Genomic DNA, 22,354 nt, shown 5'->3' with positions numbered 1-22,354 from the left:
ACGACATCGACAGCGGCCCCGATCCCACGACGTGCGACGCGGCCGCGTCGTAGGGATCTACGAGCGGCCGCGTCCTCGACGGGTCGGTACGGGGGTCAGTGCGCTCCGGTGCCGGTCAGGGACCGCACCTCCAGCTCCGCGTACTTCGCCTCGTCGGGCTTCTCCTTCGACAGGATGGTGCCGAGCCAGCCCATGAGGAAGCCGAACGGGATGGAGATGATGCCGGGGTTCTTCAGCGGGAACCAGGCGAAGTCGACGTCGGGGAACATCGCCTTCGGGTCGCCGGAGACCACGGGTGAGAAGAGCACCAGGCCGACGGCGACGATCAGACCGCCGTAGATCGACCACAGGGCGCCCTGGGTGGTGAACCGCTTCCAGAACAGGCTGTAGAGGATCGTCGGCAGGTTGGCGGAGGCGGCGACCGCGAACGCCAGGGCGACCAGGCCGGCCACGTTCAGGTCGCGGGCGAGGGCGCCGAGCGCGATGGAGACGACGCCGATGAGGACGGTCGACCAGCGGGCCGCCCGCATCTCCTCCTTCTCGGTGGCCTGGCCCTTGCGGATGACGTTGGCGTAGATGTCGTGCGCGAAGGACGAGGACGAGGCGAGGGTGAGGCCGGCGACCACGGCGAGGATGGTCGCGAAGGCCACCGCCGAGATCGTGGCGAGCAGGATCGCGCCCCAGGCCGAGTCGACGCCGCCCACGTGCAGGGCGAGCAGCGGCGCGGCCGTGTTGCCGGCCGGGTTGGACTCGGTGATCTCCTTCGGCCCGACGAGCGCGGCGGCGCCGAAGCCGAGCGCGATGGTCATCAGGTAGAAGGCGCCGATGATGCCGATCGCCCAGTTCACGGACTTACGGGCGGCCTTGGCGTTGGGCACCGTGTAGAAGCGGATCAGGATGTGCGGCAGGCCGGCCGTGCCGAGCACCAGGGCGATGCCCAGGGAGATGAAGTCGAGCTTGGTGGTGCCGGTCGCGCCGTACTGGAGGCCGGGCTCCAGGAAGGCGGCGCCGTGGCCGCTCTTCTCGGCGGCGGTGCCCAGCAGGTCGGAGATGTTGAAGTCGAACTTCAGCAGCACCAGGAAGGTGATCAGGATGGTGCCGCCGATCAGCAGGACGGCCTTGACCATCTGGACCCAGGTGGTGCCCTTCATGCCGCCGATCGAGACGTACACGATCATCAGGACGCCGACGAGGGCGACGATGAGGATCTTGCCCGCGTCGGAGGTGATGCCGAGCAGCAGGGAGACGAGGACGCCGGCGCCCGCCATCTGGGCCAGCAGGTAGAAGATCGAGACGATGATCGTGGAGGTGCCGGCGGCCGTGCGCACGGGGCGCTGGCGCATGCGGTACGCGAGGACGTCGCCCATCGTGTAGCGGCCGGAGTTCCTGAGCGGCTCGGCGACCAGGAGCAGGGCGACCAGCCAGGCGACCAGGAAGCCGATGGAGTACAGGAAGCCGTCGTAGCCGAAGAGGGCGATGGCGCCGGCGATGCCGAGGAAGGACGCGGCGGACATGTAGTCGCCGGAGACGGCGAGTCCGTTCTGGAAGGCGCTGAACGACCGGCCGCCCGCGTAGAAGTCGGCGGCGTCCTTGGTCTGGCGGCCCGCCCAGACGGTGATGCCGAGTGTCGCGAGGACGAAGAGCGCGAAGAGCGTGATGATCAGCGGCCGGTGCTCGCTGGCCTCGTTGGCGGCCAGTTCGGCGGCGAGAACGGTCTGTGCGGGGCTCATGCGCCGCCCTCCATCCGGGACTTGATGGCCTCTGCCTTGGGGTCGAGCTTCGCGGCCGCGTGCCGCGAGTACCACCAGGCGATGAGGAACGTGGTGACGAACTGGGCGATGCCGAAGACGAAGGCGACGTTGATGTTGCCGAACAGCTTGGTGCCCATGAAGCCGCCGGCGTAGTTCGACAGCAGCACGTACAGCAGGTACCAGGCGACGAAGGCGATCGTCAGCGGGAACGCGAAGGAGCGGAAGGAGCGGCGCAGTTCGGCGAACTCAGCGCTCTGCTGCACCTCGGAGAACTCCTCGGCGGAGGGAAGTGGGCGTTCCTCTTTCGAGGGGGGCGGTGCGTCGGTGGCCACGGAGTCTCCTCGTACGACGGACATGACGGCTTGGACCTCGGTGTTCTCGCGGGGGCCTGATCGTGCTCGGGCTCCCTGTCCAACGACACGGCGCCCCGCGGGCACCGGTTCAAACCCCGGGGCACTTTCCGAAGTCACCCGCGGCAGGTCATTGCTGGCCAAGGACTGCGGGAGATAGCTTCGCCCTGCACCACTCCGTCATGTACCTGCCCGAGCACCACCTGTGACTCGGGCCGGTTTCGTTTCAGGATGATGTGGAGACCCCATGGTTCATCTGCGTTCCACGCGTTCCAGACGACGCCTGGCCCTCGCCGTGCCCGTCGTACTGTCGCTGACCGCGTCGGTCGGCTTCCTGCCGGCGGCCGCCTCGGCCGCCCCGCGCGCGGAATCCGCCGCGTCGGCCACGCAGGCCGCTCCGGCCGCGGACGCGCCGAAGTTGGCGTACGTGGTCAACACGAGGACGGACCACCGCACGATCGCGTCGGTGAAGCGCGCGATAGCCGAGGCCGACGGGACCGTCGTCGCCACCTACCAGAAGATCGGCGTCATCGTCGTCCACTCGGCGAACCCGGACTTCGGCAAGGAGATACGCGCGGCGCGCGGCGTGCAGTCGGCGGGCGCGACCCGCACCGCGCCGCTGACCGCCGCCGGGACGACGGACGCGAGCGCCGCCGAGATGCTCTCCGCCGGGCAGGCCGCGAGGACCGCGAAGGCGTCCGAGGCCGCCGGGGCGAGCGAGCCCCTGGAAGCCGACCAGTGGGACCTGCGCGCGATAGGCGCCGACAAGGCCGCGAAGATCAACCCCGGCAGCTCCAAGGTCACCGTCGCCGTGATCGACACCGGCGTCGACGACACCCACCCCGACCTCGCCCCGAACTTCTCCGCGTCCCAGTCGGCCAACTGCGTCGGCGGCAAGGCGGACACCAGCGAGGGCGCCTGGCGGCCGTACACCGCCGAGGACTACCACGGCACCCACGTGGCCGGTGAGATAGCCGCCGCCCGCAACGGCGTCGGCGTCGCCGGTGTCGCGCCGGGCGTGAAGGTCTCCAGCATCAAGGTGAGCGACCCGGACAACGGGCTGTTCTACCCCGAGAACGTCGTGTGCGCGTTCGTGTTCGCCGCCGACCACGGCGTGGAGATCACCAACAACAGCTACTACGTCGACCCCTGGCTCTACAACTGCATGGACGACCCGGACCAGCGCGCGATCGTCGACGCGGTCAACCGGGCCCAGCTGTACGCCCAGAAGAAGGGCACCCTGCACCTCGCCTCCGCGGGCAACTCCAACCACGACCTGGACTCCGACGCGATCGTCGACGACACCAGCCCGGACGACTCGACGCCGGTGACGCGGACCATCGACCCGCACGAGTGCTTCGACGTGCCGACCCAGCTGCCCGGCATCGTCACGGTCAGCGCGACGGGCGTGGACGAGGACAAGTCGTACTACTCCTCGTACGGCAAGGGAGTCGTGGACGTCGCGGCGCCGGGCGGCGACCGGCGCTACCAGATCCCGGACACGCCGTCGAAGGACGGCCGCATCCTGTCGACCATGCCGAACAACGGGTACGCCTGGCTCCAGGGCACCTCGATGGCCTCCCCGCACGCCGCGGGCGTCGCCGCGCTGCTGAAGTCGAAGTACCGGCACGCCTCCCCGGCCATGCTCCAGGCGCTGCTGAAGGCCCAGGCCGACAACCCGGGCTGCCCCGCCTCCTACGACCAGGACGGCGACGGCGCGCAGGACGCCACCTGCGAGGGCGGCGAGCGGGTCAACGGCTTCTACGGCTTCGGCATCGTGAACGCGCTGCGCGCGGTGAAGTGACCGGTTCGTCCGGTTCCCGGCACCCGCGCCCGCCGCACCTTCCGAGCACGCCCTCGAACCAACTGGAGACACCGCACATGACAGCGCCCCACCCGCGTCACCGCCGTGCCCTCGCGATCCCGGCCGGCATGGCCGTGGCCGCGTCCCTGGCCTTCCTGCCGGGCGGGCCGGCCGCCGCCGCCGAGGCCGAGGCCGCGTCCTCCGTCTCGGCGGACTCGTCGGCCGCCTCGTCGCCGCTCAGCTACGTCGTCAACGTCCGCCCCGGGCACGGTCCCTCGGCGCACGTGAAGCGGGCGATAGCGAAGGCCGGCGGCACGATCGTGACGTCGTACGACCGGATCGGCGTGGTCGTCGTCCATTCGGCCGACCCCGATTTCGCCAAGACCGTCCGCAAGGCGCCCGGCGTGCAGTCCGCCGGCGCCACCCGCACCGCGCCGCTGCCGTCGGCCGCCACGACCGACATGGGCGCGCCCAAGGTGCTCAGCGGCGAGGAGCTGGCCGCCGCCGAGGCCGCCGAGGGCCAGGACCCGCTGCAAGGGCTCCAGTGGGACCTGCCCGCCATCAAGGCGGACCAGGCGCACGAGAAGTCGCTGGGCAGCCAGAAGGTGACCGTCGCGGTCATCGACACCGGTGTGGACGACACCCACCCGGACATCGCCCCGAACTTCGACCGGGACGCCTCCGTCAACTGCGTCTCCGGCAAGCCGGACACCACCGACGGCGCCTGGCGGCCGGGCGCGGCGGAGAGCCCGCACGGCACGCACGTCGCCGGGGAGATAGCCGCCGCCAAGAACGGCGTCGGCATGACCGGTGTGGCGCCCGGGGTGAAGGTCTCCGGCATCAAGGTGTCCAACCCCGACGGCTTCTTCTACACCGAGGCCGTCGTCTGCGGCTTCATGTGGGCGGCCGAGCACGGCGTCGACGTGACCAACAACAGCTATTACACGGACCCCTGGTACTTCAACTGCAAGAACGACCCGGACCAGAAGGCGCTCGTCGAGGCCGTCACCCGGGCGTCGAAGTACGCGGAGCGGAAGGGCGCGGTCAACGTCGCCGCGGCGGGCAACGAGAACTACGACCTCGCCGCCGACGAGATCACCGACCCGTCCTCCCCGAACGACACGACGCCCGGCGACCGGGTCGTCGACCCGTCGGAGTGCCTCGACATCCCGACGCAGCTCCCGGGCGTCGTCACGGTCGCGTCGACCGGCGCGAAGGGCCTCAAGTCGTCCTTCTCCAACCACGGTCTGGGCGTCATCGACATCGCCGCGCCCGGCGGCGACTCGACGGCCTACCAGAAGCCGGAGCCGCCCGCGACCAGCGGCCTGATCCTCGGCACGCTGCCCGGCGGCAGGTGGGGCTACATGGCCGGTACGTCGATGGCGTCCCCGCACGTCGCGGGCGTCGCCGCCCTGATCAAGTCGACGCACCCGCACGCCTCCCCGGGCATGGTCAAGGCCCTCCTGTACGCCCAGGCCGACGCCACGCCGTGCACCAAGCCGTACGACATCGACGGCGACGGCAAGGTCGACGCGGTGTGCGAGGGCTCGAAGAACCGCAACGGCTTCTACGGCTGGGGCATGACCGACGCGCTGGACGCCGTGACCCGGTGACCGGCGCGCGCGCGTGAAGCGGGCCCGGGCAGCCGCCCGGGCCCGCTTCGTACGTACGGCGACGCCGCCCGTGTGACGCGCCGCTCACCCGGTTCCCCGGCCCGCGCGAACCGTGACAGGACCGAAAACGTCCTCATGTACGGAATGCCGGACCGCCGGTCGCCCCCGAGAACTTGCCCGTGTCCGGGGGGACTGGTGAAGATCTCGAGGTGACCTTGATACGTCCCCCGTCCCGGACCGCCGACCCCGGACGGCACGCACGGCCCTCCGGCACCGGCCGGACCGTGACCGTGCTCGCGCTGGTGGTGCTGGCCGCGCTGATACCCGTGCTCGGCCCCTCCCCCGCCCTGCACGGCACCGGGGAGGCCGAGGCACCCGGCACCGGCGGCATCGCCCTGCTGCGCACGGTGCTCTTCGCCGCGCTGAGCGTGCCGGTCGGCGAACTGTTCGTGAACCGGCTCGCCCGGTCGCTCCCCGGCGCTCCCCCGGACCGGCCCCGCAGCTGGTCGCCGTACGCGGCCGCCGCCGGTTTCGTCGCCGCGCTGGGTCTCGCCTCGGTCGTGGCCACCGGCAACCTCGTGCCCGGCGGCGTCGCCGACATCGACGTGGGCGGCCTGTACGAGTCCCGCGACGGCAAGCTCGCGCTCCTGGAGGTCAACGGGTTCCTCGCGGCGGGCCTGTGCGCCACCTCGCGCCGGCCCGGCCTCCAGGTCTGGCCGCTGGCCGCCGTCATCGTCGCGGAGGCGCTGCGCGCGCACCCCACGACCGAGTACAGCCCGCTGACCGGTTCCGGCCTGACCCTGGTCCACCTGACGTGCGCGTCGCTGTGGGTGGGGGGCCTGCTGTACGCACTGCGGATCCTCGTGCGGTGGCGGGGCGCCGAGGCGGGACCGGCCCTGCTGGGGCTCTACGCGCGCGTGGCGGCCGTTCTGCTCGCGGCCATCACGGCGACGGGGGTGTGCAGTTCGCTGCGCCGGATGCCGCCGGGCACGATCGCGGACCAGCTGACGGACACCGCGTACGGGCGGGTGCTGCTGGCCAAGGTGATCCTCGTGGCCGCCGTCGCCGCCCTCGCCCTGTGGGCCCGTGTCCGGCTGAGCCGCGCGGCCGACCCGCTGACCGCCTGCTCCCCCGCGCGCGCGGAGGTCGTCGCCCTGGGCGTGGTGGTCGCGGTGTCGGGGCTCCTGACGGCCCTTCCGGTACCGATCCGCTGGTGAGGCCGGGCGCCGGGGGGCCGCCGGGGGCCTCTTCGCGCGTGGGGTGCGTCACATGCCGGAGGGCGCCACCCGGCGGGCCCGCACCCCGTACCGACGCTCCGCTGCCGCCCTCGCGCGCCGGTCCGGCGCAACGACGCCCCTGGGGAAGGAACTTGACGGAGGGATCGTTTCGCCGGGCGACGCGGGGCACCTGAGGGACCGGAGTGTCAGTCGCGGCCCGTATCCTCATGAACCATGCTCGAAGACCGCACGACCGCAGCGCCGTCCGCCACGGCGTGGCCGACCGCGTATCCGCAGGGGTACGCGGTCGTTGACGTCGAGACCACCGGCCTGGCCCGCGACGACCGCATCATCTCCGCGGCCGTCTACCGGCTGGACGCCCGGGGCGAGGTCGAGGACCACTGGTACACGCTGGTCGACCCGCAGCGGGACCCGGGCCCGGTGTGGATACACGGCCTGACGCCCGAGGTGCTGCGGGGGGCGCCGCTCTTCCCGGACGTCGCCGACGAGTTCGCGGCCCGGCTCGACGGGCGGGTGCTCGTCGCGCACAACGCCGTCTTCGACTGGCAGATGATCGCCCGCGAGTACGCGCGCGCGAAGCGTGCGGCGCCGGTGCGCCAACGGCTGTGCACCATCGCGCTCTCCAAGGCGCTGGACCTGCCGCTGCCCAACCACAAGCTGGAGTCGCTGGCCGCCCACTTCGGCGTCGTGCAGCAGCGGGCGCACCACGCGCTGGACGACGCGCGCGTGCTGGCGGAGGCGTTCCGGCCGAGCCTGGCGGCGGCCGCGGCGGGCGGACTGCGGCTGCCGCTGCACGAGTGCCGGCCGCTGACCGAGTGGTCGGACCGGCCCGCGCCCCGGATCGGACAGCAGGCGGGCTACGGCGGCTACCGCCAGACCAGTTGGCGCCCCGCCCGCAAGAGGCCCGCATGCCCCCATCCCAACCCGGGACGGTACGAAGAGGGCAAACGACTCAAGCAGGGCATGCGGGTCGCCTTCTCCGGAGACACCTCGACCGAGCGGGAGCTGCTGGAGGACCGCGCGACCGAGGCCGGCCTGCACGTCGCGACCAGCCTGTCCCGGCTGACGAGCCTCCTGGTCACCAACGATCCGGACTCGGGCACGTCGAAGGTGATCAAGGCCCGCCAGTACGGCACGCCGGTGGTGGACGAGGCGGCCTTCGGGCAGCTGCTCGGCGACGTCGAGCCCGCGGACGGCTGAGCCGGCGCGAGGCCGTCCGGGAGCCGTACGGACGGGTGATTCCGGGCGACTCGCCCGGCGCCCGCTCGCCCGCGTCGCGGCGACGGCCCACCCTGTGGCGCATGGCGACATGTGAAGTCTGCGGCAACAACTACGGAATGACCTTCGAGGTCCACGCCCAGGGAGCGGTCCACGTCTTCGACTGCTTCTCCTGCGCGATCCACCGGATGGCCCCCATCTGCGAGCACTGCCGGGTGCAGATCATCGGCCAGGGCGTCGAGGTCGAGGGCCACTGGTACTGCGGCGCCCACTGCGCCCGCGCGGAGGGAAGGGCGGGGATCGTCGACAAGGTCTGAGCCCGCCACGTGACCGCCGGGCGAAGCCGGTCGTGCGCTCCCCGCCGACACGGGTCCACGGCCCTCGCGGGGACCTCCCCGCGAGGGCCGACCGCGGCCGAGGTACCGTCGACGCGTGTACCGCTTCCTCCTGTCCCGCCAGTGGGTGATCCTCACGCTGGTCGCCGTGCTGCTCATCCCCACGATGATCGAGCTGGGCTTCTGGCAGATGCACCGCTACGAGGAACGCTCCGCCCGCAACGACCTGGTCGCGCGGGCACTCGACGCGGAGCCGGTGCCGGCCCGGTCGCTGACCGCGCCCGGCAAGAAGATCACCACGCGCGAGCGGTACCGCACCGTCACCGCCGAGGGCCACTTCGACACGGACCGCGAGGTCGTCGTCCGCCGCCGCACCGACTCCGACGACAACATCGGCTACCACGTGCTGACCCCGTTCGTGCTGAACGACGGCAAGATCCTGCTGGTCAACCGCGGCTGGATCCCCGCGGACCGCGCGAGCCAGACCGCGTTCCCCGAGGTGCCCGCGCCGCCCCGGGGGCAGATCACCGTCACCGGGCGGCTGATGCCCGACGAGACGACCGAGGCGAGCGGCATCAAGGACCTCGAGGGCCTGCCGGACCGGCAGATCATGCTCATCAACAGCGAGCAGCAGGCCGAGCGCCTGAACGCGCCCGTGCTCGGCGGCTACGTCGTCCTGATCGAGCCCGAGCCGGAGAACGGCACCCCGGAGCGGATCGGCAGGCCCGGCAACGAGGACGCCGCGCTGAACTTCGCGTACGCGATCCAGTGGTGGCTGTTCGCCGCGGCCGTACCGGTCGGCTGGTGGTTCCTGGTCCGCCGCGAGAAGCGCGACCGTGAGACCCCCGAGGACGCGGAACCGGAGCGGGCCGAACCCGCGGCGGTGTAGCCGCCCGACGGGAGCGTGAGCGGACCCGATTGCTCCGCTCCCCCTCGGGAAGAGGAACCCCGTGCACCCCCGTATCGAGGACTACGCGCTCATCGGCGACCAGCAGACCGCCGCCCTGGTCTCCACGGACGGCTCCGTGGACTGGCTGTGCCTGCCCCGCTTCGACTCCGCCGCCTGCTTCGCCAAGCTCCTCGGAGACGAGGACAACGGCCACTGGCGCATCGCCCCCAAGGGCGCCGAGCGCTGCACGCGCCGCGCCTACCGGCCGGACTCCCTGGTCCTGGACACCGAGTGGGAGACCCCGGACGGGACGGTGCGGGTCACCGACTTCATGCCCCAGCGCGACCGCGCCCCCGACCTCGTACGCGTCGTGGAGTGCCTCAGCGGCGAGGTCACCGTGCACAGCGTGCTCAAGCTGCGCTTCGACTACGGCTCGATCGTGCCGTGGGTGCGCCGGACCGACGGCCACCGGGTGGCGGTCGCCGGGCCGGACTCGGCGTGGCTGCGCAGCGAGCCGGAGGTGCACAGCTGGGGCGAGGACTTCGGCACGCACGCCGAGTTCACCCTCGCCGCGGGCGAGAAGGTCGCGTTCGTCCTGACCTGGCACCCCTCGCACGAACCCCGCCCGCCGCTGGTCGACCCGTACGTCGCGCTGGAGCACAGCGTCGAGGACTGGCGGGCCTGGGTCTCCCACTGCCGCTACGACGGACCGTACCGGGACGCCGTGGTCCGCTCGCTGATCACCCTGAAGGCGCTCACCTACCTGCCCACCGGCGGCATCGTGGCCGCCCCCACCACCTCGCTGCCCGAGGAGCCCGGCGGCGTCCGCAACTGGGACTACCGCTTCTGCTGGCTGCGCGACTCCACCCTCACACTGGGCGCCCTGCTGTCGGCCGGCTACCTGGAGGAGGCCGAGGCCTGGCGCGACTGGCTGCTGCGCGCGGTCGCGGGCAACCCGTCCGACCTGCAGATCATGTACGGCGTGGCGGGCGAGCGGCGGCTGCCCGAGTTCGAGCTGCCGTGGCTGTCCGGGTTCGCCGGCTCCACCCCCGTACGGGTCGGCAACGACGCCGTGAACCAGCTCCAGCTGGACGTGTACGGCGAGGTGATGGACTCGCTGTCGCTGGCCCGGCTGGCGGGGATGCACCCGCAGCCGCAGATGTGGGAACTGCAGTGCGCCCTGATGGACTTCCTGGCCACGGCGTGGCGCGAGCCCGACGAGGGGCTGTGGGAGGTGCGCGGCGGGCGCAAGCAGTTCGTGCACTCGAAGGTGATGACCTGGGTGGCCCTCGACCGGGCGGTGCGCACCCTGGAGGACCATCCCGAGCTGGGCGGCGGCGACCTGGAGGGCTGGCGCGCGCTGCGCGACGAGGTGCACCGCGAGGTGTGCGAGAAGGGCTACGACCCGGAACGCAACACCTTCACCCAGTTCTACGGCTCCACGGAACTGGACGCGTCCCTGCTGCTCGTCCCGCGCGTCGGCTTCCTGCCCCCGGACGACCCCCGGGTCGTCGGCACGGTCGACGCGATCGGCGAGGAACTGACCCGGGACGGCCTGGTGCGCCGCTACAGCACCGAGGGGCCGCCCGTCGACGGGTTGCCGGGCGGCGAGGGGACCTTCCTGGTGTGCTCGTTCTGGTACGCGGACGCGCTGCACGCGACCGGCCGGACCAAGGAGGCACGGGAGCTGTTCGAGCGGCTGGTGGGGCTCGCCAACGACGTGGGGCTGCTGGCCGAGGAGTACGACCCGGTGGCCGGTCACCAGCTCGGCAACTTCCCGCAGGCGTTCAGCCACATCGGCCTGGTCAACACCGCTCTCGCCCTGTTCGGGGACAAGGAGGCAGGATAGGGCCATGGATCTTGGACTGAAGGACCGGGTGTACGTCGTCACGGGAGCCACCCGGGGCCTGGGCAACGCCGCCGCGCGCGAGCTGGTCGCGGACGGGGCGAAGGTCGTCGTCACCGGGCGGGACGAGGAGAGCGTCGCCGAAGCGGCGGCGGCACTGGGCCCGGACGCGGCCGGGGTGGCCGCCGACAACGCCGACCCCGAGGCGGCCGGCCGGCTGATCGCGACCGCCCGCGAGCGCTTCGGCCGCTTCGACGGCGTTCTGATCAGTGTGGGCGGACCGCCGCCCGGGTTCGTCGCCGACAACACGGACGACCAGTGGCAGACGGCGTTCGAGTCGGTGTTCCTCGGCGCGGTGCGGCTGGCGCGGACGGCGGCGGCCGAGCTGGAGGAGGGGGGCGCGATCGGTTTCGTGCTCTCGGGCTCGGTGTACGAGCCGATCCCGGGCCTGACCATCTCCAACGGCCTGCGGCCGGGCCTGGCCGGCTTCGCCAAGTCCCTCGCCGACGAGCTGGGCCCGCGCGGCATCCGCGTGGTCGGCCTGCTGCCGGGCCGCGTCGACACCGACCGGGTGCGCGAGCTCGACGGCATGTCCGCGGACCCGGAGGCGACCAGGGCGGCCGCCGAGTCCCGCATCCCGCTGCGCCGCTACGGCACCCCGGAGGAGTTCGGCCGCGCGGCGGCGTTCCTGCTGTCCCCCGCCGCCTCGTACGTGACGGGCGTGATGCTGCCGGTGGACGGCGGGGTACGGCACGGGTTCTAGGGAGGGGCTACAAGGAGCGTCCCAGGGACGGGTTCGGTTCCAGGGACGGGTTCCTGACACTGGTCGCGCCGGTTCCGGCCTCGCCGCTCAGCTGACCCGCTCCGCCCGGTGCTTGACGCCCCGGAGCTGAATCTCGGCGGGGAGGTTCTGGAGGCCGGCCGAGGTGCGGGCGTGTGTCAGGGCGCGGGTGGTGAGGTCGTCCAGGGCGGTGCCGGGATCCACATGGGGGGCCAGCAGCAGCCGGACGCGGGCCGCCGGGTCCGCGCGGCGGCCGGTGAGCCGCACCGAGGCCCGCTCGACCCCGTCCACCCGGTCCGCCTCCTGGACGAGGACGGCTTCCAGGGCCCGGCCGCGCAGCACCGCCCCCTCGCCGTCGCCGGTGTCGACGAGGACCTCGCCGAGCCGGCGGCGGCGCAGCACCGCGACCAGCCACCACAGGGCGAGCAGCAACAGCACCGCGAGCGCCGCGATGACGACGGGCCACCACCACCCGGCGTCCCGCCACCGCGTCCGTTCGGCCGCGCTCAGCAGCACGTCGTGCGGTCCCTGGTGCAGCCACCAGGAGGGCGCCGGGGCGCCGAGGCCGATGGCCAGCACCGAGCCGCCGAGGGCCAGCAGGAGCAGCCCCACCAGTCCGAGCAGGACACGGTCGACGGTTCTGAGCACCGCCCTCACCCCTTCCGTCCGGGGCGCGCGACCCGCAGGGACACGGCGGGCGGCCGGGCCAGCCCCAGCCCGCGCACCGCGTCGTCGAGCACGCCCTCGAGGTCGGTCCGTACGTCGTCCAGTTCCCGGAAGTGCGACAGGGCGCGCACCCGGATCTTCCGGCGGCGGGCCCGGACCCGTGCCGCCTGCACCCCGGCGACCTCCACCGCCCGGTCGCGCAGCACGCCGGCGGCGGCGTCCCGGTGGAGCCCGGCCCGTACGTCCGGGTGGGTGCGCCGCATCGGCAGGGCCTTCCGCAGGCCGGGGGTGAGGGCCAGGGCGATCAGCCACAGCCCGAGGGCGGCGGCGACGCCGGCGCCGACCAGGACCCAGGTGTCGTCGAGGGGGCGTTCGGCGAGCTGCCGGGCCAGGTCGCGGCGCCATCCGAGGGCGGAGCGGCCGGTGCGCACGGCGACGACGTCGTAGAGGAACGCGCCCGCCACGAGCAGCAGGAGCAGCGCGACGATGCCCGCGGGGACTCGGCGCGCGGACCAGAAGCGGCGGGCCGGTCCGGCCTCGGTGGCGGAGCCGGGCGGCGGACTCCCGCTTGCGGCCGTCTCCTGCTCCGTTCCTGGCTCCGTGCCGGGCTCCACGACGGGCAGGTGCCGCGTGCTGCCCTCGGAGCCCCGGGGTTCGTTCATCGCGTCCTCCCCTGCTGCGCGCCGTGCTCCGCCGCCAGGTGCAGCCGCTCCACCTGGACGGCGACCTCGGGGACGGCCATGCCCACCAGCGCGCCCACCCGCTGGACGACCTGGTGACGCACCCGCCCGCAGCGGGCACCGATGTCGCACGGATAGTCCAGTTCCAGATGGACCCGGACGTGCGCGGTGTCGTGGTGGACGACGACGGTGGCGTGCGGGCGCTCGGCGTCCGGGTGGAGCGGGCCCACGGCCTCGCGCGCCGCCTGTGCGGCGACCTTGGCGACGACCCGGTCCGCGATCCGCGTGGCACCGCGCTCACCCGGCGGGACGACGGTGCTTTCCAGGAGCTCTCCGGCCCCAGCGCTCACCCCGGTCACCGCCGCCGGTCGTCGCGGGTGCGGAAGAAGTCGCCGAGGTCCATGTCCCCCTCCACCAGGCGGCCGACGACGAACCCGACGGCTCCCAGGGCCGCCACCAGCAGGAAGGCACCGAACCCGCCGAAATACCCGGCGAAACCCAGCGCCATGCCGGCGATCATGCCGACCACGGCCATGCTCATCGCGCGCTCTCCTCAGTCCGTGTCACTTGATCCTGGGCTCCGGCTCCTCGTCGTCCTCGTCGTCGGGCAGGTGCACGTCGCTCACCGCGATGTTGACCTCGACGACCTCCAGACCGGTCATCCGCTCCACCGCCGCGACCACGTTCTCCCGCACGTCCCGGGCGACGTCCGCGATGGCCACGCCGTACTCGACGACGATCTCCAGGTCGAGCGCGGTCTGCTTCTCGCCGACCTCGGCCTTCACCCCGCGCGTCACCCCGGACTTGGCCCCGCCGGGCACCCGGTCGCGCACGGCGCCGAAGGTCCGGGACATCCCGCTGCCCATCGCGTGCACACCGACGACGTCGCGTGCGGCCATTCCGGTGATCTTCTCCACGACGCCGTCGGCGATGGTGGTCCGGCCCCGGGCCCCGGGGTCGCCGCCGCCGCGCCGCGTCGCCTGTGCCTTCACCGTCCCGGTGGTGTCCGTGTCCTGCCCGGTCCGGTGGGTCTCCATGTCGCTCATCGCCGCACGTCCCTTTCGGTCGTAGTCCCTGTTGTCCACGGTAGGCGCGGTTGCGGCGCAGCGCGCCATGGATGCGGCAGGCTGGAGGAGTGACGACGGCTGACCGGTGGACACGGACGGTGCGGGAGCGGTTGGGGCTCGGCAGGCTGCTGCCGCTGGGCGAACCGCGGGACGGCGCCTGGATCGCCGAGGACGCGGCGCGGGAGATCCTGCTGGCCGCGGCCCGGGGCGTGCCGGGGGTGCGTCCGGGCGGCCTGCGGATCGCGCCCGCGGACCCCGGCGAGGCGCCCGAACCGGCCGTTCTGCCACCGCCGAGCGCGTTGCCGCCCGGGCCGTTGCGGGTGACGGCCGACTTCGCGGTGGCCGTCGGCCCGGCGGTGGCGGCCGAGCCGCTGCCGGAGGTGGCCGCCCGGGTGCGGGCCGCGCTGTCGGCGGCGTCGCGGGGGATCGGGATGGCGGTGACCCGGGTGGACCTGCGGGCGACGGACGTACTGGACGCGGCCACGGCCTCTGAGCCGGCGCTGGGAGGCGAGCCGCGTGCGCGTCCGGCCGCGGCGGCGGAGGTGGTCGCGGCGGAGGCGGGCGACGGTGACGCCGGCCGGGTGGCCGCCGCCGCGCTGGCCGTTGCGGGCGTGACCCGGCTGACGGCCGTGCTGGGGCGGCCGGTCGACCTCACGCGGCCGCCTCAGGAGGCGGCCCTGCCGCGCCGCCATGTCCGGGTGGAGCTGGCGGTGGCCCGGGACCACCGGGCCGTCGAGGTGGCCCGGCGCGTCCGCGCGGCGGTCACGGACTGTCTGCCGGATCACCCGTCGGTGGCGGTACTGGTGACGGCCCTCGACTGACCGACGCCCGCCCGGGGCCCGTGCCGGCGCACCCGGGAGGAGGGCGCCGAGCAGGAACCGACGGTCGCCGACCGGGTTCCGGGCCGCGCACACCGGATCATGGCCGTCGGGTCCCGGCCCGGGGCACTCCCCCGTCGCTCGGCGGGGCGGCGACCGGCGGAACGGCGCCCGGTACGGAGCGGGCGCCGATCGGCCCGGTCGCGGCGCCCTTGGAGGGGGCGGCGGTCGACAGGGTTCGTGCCCGGTTACTCGCCGAGGCCAGCCAGGTCGCGCAGTCGGCGGGCCTGGGCGGCGCGTTCGGCGGCGCGCTGGGTCTCGTAGTCGCGGCTCTGGGCGCCCTGGAGCAGGGCCTTGGTCTCGATCACCGCGTCGCGCGGCGCGGCGAGGACCGCCGACGCCAGGTCCTGCACGGCGCCGTCGAGTTCGTGCGCGGGCACGGCGAGGTTGGCCAGCCCGGAGTTCACCGCCTCCTCGGCCAGGACGAAGCGGCCGGTCGCGCAGATCTCCAGCGCGCGGGCGTAACCGACCAGGGACACCAGGGGGTGCGTGCCGGTCAGGTCCGGCACCAGGCCGAGGCTGGTCTCGCGCATGGCGAACTGCACGTCGTCGGCGACGACCCGCAGGTCGCAGGCGAGGGCCAGCTGGAAGCCCGCCCCGATGGCGTGGCCCTGCACGGCGGCGACGGAGATGAGGTCGCTGCGTCGCCACCAGGTGAACGCCTCCTGGTACTCGGCGATGGTCGCGTCCAGCTCGGCGTCGCCGCCCCGCGCGAGGTCGATGAACGACGGTTCGCCGTCGAAGCCCTCGGGCGTGAACGCCTGCCGGTCGAGCCCGGCCGAGAAGGACTTGCCCTCGGCCCGCAGCACCACGACGCGGACGGAGCCCGGCAGCAGCCGGCCGGCCTCGGCGAGCGCCCGCCACAGAGCGGGGCTCTGCGCGTTGCGCTTGGCGGGGTTGGCCAGCGTCACCGTGGCGATCGCGTCGTCGACGGTGAGCCGCACGCCGTCCTGGTCGAGTACGGGAGCGGGGTCGTGGGCGGGCGAAGCCATGGGGCGCCTCCGGAAGCTGCGGTCGTCGTCCCCGCCGCGCGCCGACTGTCACGCCGTACGACGGCAGAGCTAAGTGACTGCACAGTAACCACCCGGGCGGTCTGATGACCGACCGGGTGACCACCTTCACTTGCGGAGCCGAGGGGTCGCCCGGGACGTCAGGCCGATGTGGCCTTTTTGCCCCGGGTAGCCCCGCCACGCCCTCGCAGCGTGACGCCCGACTCACTGAGCATGCGGTGCACGAAGCCATACGAGCGGCCGGTTTCCTCGGCCAACGCCCGGATGCTCGCACCGGCGTCGTACTTCTTCTTCAGGTCTGCCGCGAGCTTGTCGCGCGCGGCGCCGGTAACCCGGCTGCCCTTCTTCAGAGTCTCGGCCACCCGGTCCTCCTCATGGGAAGTGCGCTCTGGTCTCCTCATGATCACCCCTCCCGGGCCTCATGGCCACCCATTCGGCAAGGTCGATGAGACAAGCTTGTGACGACAGGAGCGGGTCCCCACATACGGAATGCCGAATTCCAAAGGATCCCGCCCGTACCGCCGAACGGGTTTCTCCGTGAAGTTCCAGGTCAGAACGGCAGCACGGCCGGACCCCCCGGGCATGGGGGTCCGGCCGCGAAATCCGTGTAGGACACACCTCGTGATGAGGAGATCTCACACAGATGGTGGATCACGGATCGGCCGAATGATCCATACCCAGTGGATCATCCATTCGATCAAGCCAGGGCGACGAGATCCGCGTAGTCGGCGCCCCACAGGTCCTCGACGCCGTCCGGAAGCAGGATGATCCGCTCCGGCTGGAGCGCCTCGACGGCGCCCTCGTCGTGGGTGACCAGGACGACGGCGCCCTTGTAGGTGCGCAGCGCGCCGAGGATCTCCTCGCGGCTGGCCGGGTCGAGGTTGTTGGTGGGCTCGTCGAGCAGCAGCACGTTCGCCGAGGACACCACGAGGGTGGCCAGCGCCAGACGGGTCTTCTCACCGCCGGACAGGACCCCGGCCGGCTTGTCGACGTCGTCGCCGGAGAACAGGAACGAGCCCAGCGTCTTGCGGACCTCGACCAGGTCGAGGTCCGGGTTGGCCGAGCGCATGTTCTCCAGGACGGTGCGCTCGGGGTCGAGGGTCTCGTGCTCCTGCGCGTAGTAGCCGAGCTTGAGGCCGTGGCCCTCGATCACCTGACCGGTGTCGGGCTTCTCGACGCCGCCGAGGAGGCGGAGCAGGGTGGTCTTGCCCGCGCCGTTGAGGCCGAGGATCACGACGCGGGAGCCCTTGTCGATGGCCAGGTCGACGTCGGTGAAGATCTCCAGGGAGCCGTACGACTTCGACAGGCCCTCGGCCATCAGCGGGGTCTTGCCGCAGGGCGCCGGCTCCGGGAAGCGGAGCTTGGCGACCTTGTCCGACTGGCGGACCGCCTCCAGGCCGGAGAGCAGCTTGTCCGCGCGGCGGGCCATGTTCTGCGCGGCGACGGTCTTGGTGGCCTTGGCGCGCATCTTGTCGGCCTGCGAGTGCAGGGCCGCGGCCTTCTTCTCGGCGTTGGCGCGCTCGCGCTTGCGCCGCTTCTCGTCGGCCTCGCGCTGCTGCTGGTAGAGCTTCCAGCCCATGTTGTAGACGTCGATCTGGGAGCGGTTGGCGTCCAGGTAGAACACCTTGTTGACGACCGTCTCGACCAGGTCGACGTCGTGGGAGATCACGATGAAGCCGCCGCGGTAGGTCTTCAGGTAGTCGCGCAGCCAGACGATCGAGTCGGCGTCGAGGTGGTTGGTCGGCTCGTCGAGCAGCAGGGTGTCGGCGTCCGAGAACAGGATCCGGGCCAGCTCGATGCGACGGCGCTGACCGCCGGAGAGCGTGTGCAGGGGCTGGCCGAGCACGCGGTCGGGCAGGTTGAGCGCGGCGGCGATGGTGGCGGCCTCGGCCTCGGCGGAGTAGCCGCCCTTGGTGAGGAACTCCGTCTCCTGGCGCTCGTACTGCCTCAGGGCCTTGTCGCGGGTGGCGCCCTGGCCGTTGGCGATGCGCTGCTCGTTCTCGCGCATCTTGCGGATCAGGACGTCCAGGCCGCGGGCCGAGAGGATGCGGTCGCGGGCGAGGACGTCGAGGTCGCCGGTGCGCGGGTCCTGCGGGAGGTAGCCGACCTCGCCGGAGCGGGTGACGGTGCCGCCGGCGGGCTGGCCCTCGCCGGCCAGGACCTTGGTGAGGGTGGTCTTGCCGGCGCCGTTGCGCCCGACCAGGCCGACGCGGTCGCCCTTGGCGATGCGGAAGGTGGCGCTTTCGATGAGGACGCGGGCACCGGCGCGCAGCTCGATGCCGGAGGCGGAGATCACGGTCAGACTCCTGGGCGGGTGGTTGGCGGGAAGGGCGGCTGGAGGACGTTCCCGCCGTCTAATGCGCGAGGAGAATGGCCATGGGGCCAGTCTAACGGGGCGGTGCAACCGCTTTTCCCGGGTTCCTCTCCCCGCGCCCCCCTGTTCGGTGCTCCCGTGTTCGGGGGCGCGGGTCCCGGGCGTTGTCGGTGGGCGGTGCCAGACTGGGCGACAGGGCCGGATTCCGGGATTTCCCGGCGATCGGGACTTCAGGGACCTTCGCGGCGTCCGGCCCTCCGGCACCGGCTCACGAAGGAGTGATCGGCATGGCAGGCATCGACGGTGGCCGTCCGAGCGTCTACCCGACGCTGCTGTACGCGGACGCCAAGGCGGCGGTCCGGCAGCTCACCGAGGCCTTCGGCTTCAGGGAACTGGCCGTGTACGAGGGCGAGGGCGGCACGGTGGCCCACGCCGAGCTGGCCCAGGGCAACGGCGCGATCATGCTCGGCTCGAAGGGCACGGGCAGCCGCTTCGACGAGGCGATGAAGAACGCGGGCACGACGGGGGTCTACGTCGTGGTGGACGACGTGGACGCCCACCACCGGCAGGCCGTGGAACACGGCGCGGAGATCCTGATGCCGCCGACCGACCAGGACTACGGCTCACGGGACTACATGGCCCGGGACCTGGAGGGCAACGTCTGGAGCTTCGGGACCTACGCGCCGGAGGTACGCGGCTAGCCGGCCTCCGGCGGCGTGCGTCCCGCCGGTCAGCCGCGCCCGGTGTGCACCTGGAAGGCCGCCCTGCGTACGGCCTTGGCCAGGGCGGGGTCCGGGTGCGCGGCGGCGAGGGCGACCAGGACCTGCACGGTGCGGGGGTGACCGACGGCCCGGACCTCGTCCAGCAGGGCCGGGACGGTGGGCTGCACCGCGGACTCCAGGTGCCTGACGAGCAGCGGGGCCTCACCGTGGTCGGCGACGGCGGCCGCGGTGTCGACCCACAGCCACGTGGCCTCCTGGCGGGTGAGGACCTCGTGGGCGTCCTCGGGGTCGGCGCCGTCGTGCTCGGCCAGCCACAGCAGGGCGTACGGCCGCAGCGTCGGCTCGTCGAGGACGGCGCGGACGTCGGGCTCGGCCGGGGCGCCGACGACGCGCAGCGCGTCGAAGGCGAGGCCGCGCAGCAGGGCGTCCTCGCCCCGGGCGGCGGCGAGCAGCTCGGCGACGGCGCTGCCGACGGGGCGGGCGGCGAGCCAGGCGCGGTACTCGGCGCGGGCGGCGTTCGGGCGGAGCCGGCCGCAGCCGCGGAGCATGTCCTCGGCCGGCTGCTCGATGTTGCCGGCGGGGCTCTGCGCGGCGACGCAGATCTGCTCCAGCTTGACCCAGACCGCCCAGCTGCCGAGCGGGGTGAGCGTGGCGTGTCCGTCGCCGCAGGTGAGGGCGCCGACGGAGGCCAGGGCGTGCAGGGCCCAGTCGAGGAGGGGGGCGAGCGGGGTGTCGGCGCCGGTGTCCGGGGCCGGCGCGACGGGAGCGGTCTCGGGGGTGCCGGGTTCCAGGCGGGGGCCGTAGGGCACCTCGCAGCGCTCGGTGCGCAGTTCGGTGACGCGCTGCTCCAGCAGGTCCAGGAGCTGCGCCACGGGGACGGGTCCGGCGGACAGCTGGAGGAAGGAGAGCACCTGGGGCATCGCGGAGACGACCTCGGCGACCGCGGCGGGCTCCAGCCCGGCGGGCTCGGGGTGGGCGAGCGACCAGGCGTCGAAGAGGGCGACCCAGCCGCGCAGGACGGCGCTGTCGTCGCGGTTCCAGGCGCGCAGCCGCCAGCCGGGGCGGGCGCTGTCGCCGTGCACCTCGACCAGTCCGGCGAGGCGGGCGGTGTCCCAGTCGGCGCGGACCTCGGCCGGGGTCAGGCCGAGGTCGCGGGCCGCGTGTTCGGCGGTCGCGTCGGAGAGGGTGGCCTTGCCGTCGGCGGTCGCGTTGCCGCGGCCGGGGCCGAGGGCGTTGTCGGCCCAGCGGGCGACACGGGCCGCGTCGGCGAGGCCGGAGCGCGCCATTCTGGCCAGCTCCGAGCGGGCCGGTGTGCCCTCCGGGGGTCGTGGCGCGGCGCGGCGCGGACGCCGCTGGTTGATCGCTTGGGGGGCGGCGGCCAGGGGTCGCGGGCGGACGAGTCGAAGCCTGGAGTCGCGCGGGATACGGGACGTCACGGGGGCAGTCTTCCGGTTGACGGTCCGAAAACCCAAACGGAATGCCGTGGGGGGCCTCCGGGACGGCGGGCGGGCGGGCTCGGTGAGCCGTTCGGGCATCGGATCCGGCCAGTCGTACGGCGCTAAGCGGAACCGGAGCGGCGGCCGGTGCGGGGGCGGGCGTGAGGGTCACACCAGCGGGGTCATGAAGCGGCGCAGCTTCTCCTCGTAGTCCTCGGGGTCGGCGTTCCACATGGCGGCGTGCGGGGCGTCCTTGACCGGGTGGAGGGTGACCAGGCGCGGGTGGGTGTCGGCGAGGCGGCGGGAGTGCCGCCAGGGGGCGACCGCGTCGTCGGGGCCGTGGAAGATCAGCGTCGGGACCGCGGGGCGGTGCAGACCGGCGGTGTGGACGTCGCGGTCGGCGTGGAGTCCGGCGCGGCCCTGGGCGGCGCGCACGGCGAGCGGCAGGAGCGCGCCCGGCGTGCGGCGGGCGGCGGCCAGGGCCCGCAGGGTGGTCTCCCAGCTGAGCACCGGGGAGTCCAGGACGAGCCCCGCGACGCTGTCGCGCACGCCGGAGAGCGCGGCGGTGTGCAGGGCCATGGTGGCGCCGGTGGACCAGCCGAGCAGCACCACCTGGCGGGCGCCGTGGTCGAGGGCGTAGCGGACGGCCGCGTCCAGGTCCCGCCACTCGGTCTCGCCGAAGTGGTGCAGGCCGTCCGGCGAGGGCGGGGCGCCGACGTCGCCGCGGTAGGCGAGGGCCAGCACCGGGACCTGGCGGTGGCGCAGGGGGGCCATGAAGTTCATGGCGTGCTCGCGGGTGGCGCCCAGACCGTGCACCGCGATCAGCCAGGTCGGGCGGGAACCGGGCAGGAACCAGGCGGGGAGGGGGCCGAGTTCGCCGGGGATGTCGACGTCGGCGTATTCGAGGTCGAGGGCGGTCCCGGGATTGCCGACGTACAGGTTCGGGGTGAACCACGCCCGGTCGCCGGCCGTGAGGGTGCCGTGCGTGACGCGTTCGAGGCGGCGGACCACGGTGTCGGCGTCGTGTGGGGCGGAACCGAGCACCGGGCCGACGACCGCGTGCGAACCGTCGCCGGCGAGGCCGTACCGGCCGGGGCGCAGCGCGGCGAGGTCCCGGGTGAGGGTGATCTGGCCCGCGGCGGTGCCGTGCACGGTGAGCCGGGGCTCGGTGGGCAGGGGCCTGCCGGGGGGCGCCTTGAGCGCGGCGTCGCTGGCCAGCCGGCCGGCGGCGACGCTCGCCGCACCGGCCGCCAGGGCTGCGGTGACGGCGGCGGCCGTTGCTGTGACAGTGCGCATGGGGCCAGTCTCCTGGTGGACTCCTCGGGCGGCCAGCGGGCGGGCGACGGGGAGTGACGGTGCCCGCCGGGCCGCCGACCGGGCCGGAAACCTGGGTCGTCGGTCCAGCTCCCGGTACCCCCGAAGCACCGGGGTACGCGCGGGGGGCTCCGCCGGGGGGCGGGGGGGAAGACGCCGTCGGCGGGAACGCGGGCCGCGAGGCGATGGGGGGACGACGGGGTGGGACGCCGCGATCGGCCGGATCGAGGGCGCCGGACGGGTGGGTGGTGAGGCTCGTCCAGGAGTGACCGCGGTCGGTCCGTACGGGGTTCGAGAGGGCGGAACGCTCCGGCTCCCCCCGCCGGATCACGGGACCCGGGGAGCCGGTGCGGCTCCCGGACGGCCCCGGCCGAGCCCGGAGGACGTCGTTCTGGTGGTTCGCGCCGGTCGTTGCGACGTCCAGGGGCTTGCCGCCCGTGCA

General features: G+C 73.4%; 22 protein-coding genes. 10 read left to right on the top strand and 12 right to left on the bottom strand.

The genetic code is table 11. The features are described 5' to 3' along the window. Nucleotides 1–95: 95 nt before the first annotated feature. On the bottom strand, nt 96–1,730 hold the full coding sequence (locus ACFIF2_RS12780) for a cation acetate symporter (RefSeq protein ID WP_395572709.1): 1,635 nt from the start codon (nt 1,728–1,730) through the stop codon (nt 96–98). Next, on the bottom strand, nt 1,727–2,083 hold the full coding sequence (locus ACFIF2_RS12775; RefSeq protein WP_395572708.1) for a DUF485 domain-containing protein: 357 nt from the start codon (nt 2,081–2,083) through the stop codon (nt 1,727–1,729). The genes ACFIF2_RS12780 and ACFIF2_RS12775 overlap by 4 nt, the downstream gene beginning before the upstream one ends. Nucleotides 2,084–2,348: 265 nt before the next feature. On the opposite strand from ACFIF2_RS12775, the gene ACFIF2_RS12770 reads away from it, so the two are divergent. From ACFIF2_RS12770 to ACFIF2_RS12735, 8 genes are all read left to right on the top strand, one after another. Continuing rightward, on the top strand, nt 2,349–3,905 hold the full coding sequence (locus tag ACFIF2_RS12770; RefSeq protein WP_395572707.1) for a S8 family peptidase: 1,557 nt from the start codon (nt 2,349–2,351) through the stop codon (nt 3,903–3,905). A 77-nt stretch (nt 3,906–3,982) separates the two neighbouring features. After that, on the top strand, nt 3,983–5,518 hold the full coding sequence (locus tag ACFIF2_RS12765) for a S8 family peptidase (RefSeq protein WP_395572706.1): 1,536 nt from the start codon (nt 3,983–3,985) through the stop codon (nt 5,516–5,518). Between the two features lie 209 nt (nt 5,519–5,727). Beyond that, nucleotides 5,728–6,735, top strand: a complete 1,008-nt coding sequence (locus ACFIF2_RS12760) for a CopD family protein (RefSeq protein ID WP_395572705.1) — start codon at nt 5,728–5,730, stop codon at nt 6,733–6,735. Between the two features lie 234 nt (nt 6,736–6,969). Then, the gene (locus ACFIF2_RS12755; protein ID WP_395572704.1) at nt 6,970–7,956 is read left to right on the top strand and encodes a DEDDh family exonuclease; all 987 of its coding nucleotides are present in this window, start codon (nt 6,970–6,972) and stop codon (nt 7,954–7,956) included. A 101-nt stretch (nt 7,957–8,057) separates the two neighbouring features. Beyond that, nucleotides 8,058–8,291, top strand: a complete 234-nt coding sequence (locus ACFIF2_RS12750) for a hypothetical protein (RefSeq protein WP_071528763.1) — start codon at nt 8,058–8,060, stop codon at nt 8,289–8,291. A 115-nt stretch (nt 8,292–8,406) separates the two neighbouring features. Continuing rightward, nucleotides 8,407–9,198 carry an SURF1 family protein gene (locus ACFIF2_RS12745; protein WP_395572703.1) on the top strand — a complete coding sequence of 264 codons (792 nt, stop codon included), beginning with the start codon at nt 8,407–8,409 and terminating at the stop codon, nt 9,196–9,198. A 61-nt stretch (nt 9,199–9,259) separates the two neighbouring features. Then, nucleotides 9,260–11,047 (top strand): glycoside hydrolase family 15 protein, encoded by a 1,788-nt coding sequence (locus tag ACFIF2_RS12740; protein WP_395572702.1) that lies wholly within the window; start codon nt 9,260–9,262, stop codon nt 11,045–11,047. Between the two features lie 4 nt (nt 11,048–11,051). Next, nucleotides 11,052–11,807 carry an SDR family oxidoreductase gene (locus ACFIF2_RS12735; protein ID WP_395572701.1) on the top strand — a complete coding sequence of 252 codons (756 nt, stop codon included), beginning with the start codon at nt 11,052–11,054 and terminating at the stop codon, nt 11,805–11,807. Between the two features lie 87 nt (nt 11,808–11,894). Here ACFIF2_RS12735 and amaP read toward each other — a convergent pair whose 3' ends face one another. Genes amaP through ACFIF2_RS12710 form a run of 5 tightly spaced genes read right to left on the bottom strand, consistent with a single transcriptional unit; the run spans nt 11,895 to nt 14,208 of the window. Further along, entirely contained in the window at nt 11,895–12,482 is a 588-nt protein-coding gene (gene amaP, locus ACFIF2_RS12730) for an alkaline shock response membrane anchor protein AmaP (protein ID WP_395572700.1), read from the bottom strand. Then, the gene (locus ACFIF2_RS12725) at nt 12,479–13,153 is read right to left on the bottom strand and encodes a DUF6286 domain-containing protein (RefSeq protein ID WP_395572699.1); all 675 of its coding nucleotides are present in this window, start codon (nt 13,151–13,153) and stop codon (nt 12,479–12,481) included. The genes amaP and ACFIF2_RS12725 overlap by 4 nt, the downstream gene beginning before the upstream one ends. Next, nucleotides 13,150–13,530, bottom strand: coding sequence for a hypothetical protein (locus ACFIF2_RS12720; protein ID WP_395572698.1), 381 nt, complete (start codon nt 13,528–13,530; stop codon nt 13,150–13,152). The genes ACFIF2_RS12725 and ACFIF2_RS12720 overlap by 4 nt, the downstream gene beginning before the upstream one ends. Beyond that, entirely contained in the window at nt 13,527–13,712 is a 186-nt protein-coding gene (locus ACFIF2_RS12715; protein ID WP_395572697.1) for a hypothetical protein, read from the bottom strand. The genes ACFIF2_RS12720 and ACFIF2_RS12715 overlap by 4 nt, the downstream gene beginning before the upstream one ends. A gap of 22 nt (nt 13,713–13,734) precedes the next feature. Beyond that, the gene (locus tag ACFIF2_RS12710) at nt 13,735–14,208 is read right to left on the bottom strand and encodes an Asp23/Gls24 family envelope stress response protein (protein ID WP_395572746.1); all 474 of its coding nucleotides are present in this window, start codon (nt 14,206–14,208) and stop codon (nt 13,735–13,737) included. Nucleotides 14,209–14,288: 80 nt separating this feature from the next. Between ACFIF2_RS12710 and ACFIF2_RS12705 the strand changes: the two genes are divergently transcribed. Then, nucleotides 14,289–15,059, top strand: coding sequence for a nucleopolyhedrovirus P10 family protein (locus ACFIF2_RS12705; protein WP_395572696.1), 771 nt, complete (start codon nt 14,289–14,291; stop codon nt 15,057–15,059). Nucleotides 15,060–15,304: 245 nt separating this feature from the next. On the opposite strand, the gene ACFIF2_RS12700 is transcribed toward ACFIF2_RS12705, so the two are convergent. The 3 genes from ACFIF2_RS12700 to ACFIF2_RS12690 form a co-directional block, all read right to left on the bottom strand. After that, nucleotides 15,305–16,108, bottom strand: coding sequence for an enoyl-CoA hydratase/isomerase family protein (locus ACFIF2_RS12700; protein ID WP_395572695.1), 804 nt, complete (start codon nt 16,106–16,108; stop codon nt 15,305–15,307). A 158-nt stretch (nt 16,109–16,266) separates the two neighbouring features. Next, on the bottom strand, nt 16,267–16,488 hold the full coding sequence (locus tag ACFIF2_RS12695; RefSeq protein ID WP_003976983.1) for a helix-turn-helix domain-containing protein: 222 nt from the start codon (nt 16,486–16,488) through the stop codon (nt 16,267–16,269). A gap of 335 nt (nt 16,489–16,823) precedes the next feature. Next, on the bottom strand, nt 16,824–18,422 hold the full coding sequence (locus ACFIF2_RS12690) for an ABC-F family ATP-binding cassette domain-containing protein (RefSeq protein ID WP_395572694.1): 1,599 nt from the start codon (nt 18,420–18,422) through the stop codon (nt 16,824–16,826). 305 nt (nt 18,423–18,727) lie between these two features. Between ACFIF2_RS12690 and ACFIF2_RS12685 the strand changes: the two genes are divergently transcribed. Then, on the top strand, nt 18,728–19,141 hold the full coding sequence (locus ACFIF2_RS12685; protein WP_395572693.1) for a VOC family protein: 414 nt from the start codon (nt 18,728–18,730) through the stop codon (nt 19,139–19,141). A 29-nt stretch (nt 19,142–19,170) separates the two neighbouring features. On the opposite strand, the gene ACFIF2_RS12680 is transcribed toward ACFIF2_RS12685, so the two are convergent. Both ACFIF2_RS12680 and ACFIF2_RS12675 read right to left on the bottom strand, forming a co-directional pair. After that, complete coding sequence (locus ACFIF2_RS12680; protein ID WP_395572692.1) at nt 19,171–20,598, bottom strand: hypothetical protein; 1,428 nt, start codon at nt 20,596–20,598, stop codon at nt 19,171–19,173. Between the two features lie 168 nt (nt 20,599–20,766). Further along, on the bottom strand, nt 20,767–21,894 hold the full coding sequence (locus ACFIF2_RS12675) for an alpha/beta hydrolase (protein WP_395572691.1): 1,128 nt from the start codon (nt 21,892–21,894) through the stop codon (nt 20,767–20,769). Nucleotides 21,895–22,354 lie beyond the last annotated feature (460 nt).

The organism is Streptomyces sp. BK79 (genome assembly GCF_044142145.1).
Taxonomy (GTDB): domain Bacteria; phylum Actinomycetota; class Actinomycetes; order Streptomycetales; family Streptomycetaceae; genus Streptomyces.
This window is presented reverse-complemented; position numbering and strand designations above follow the sequence as displayed.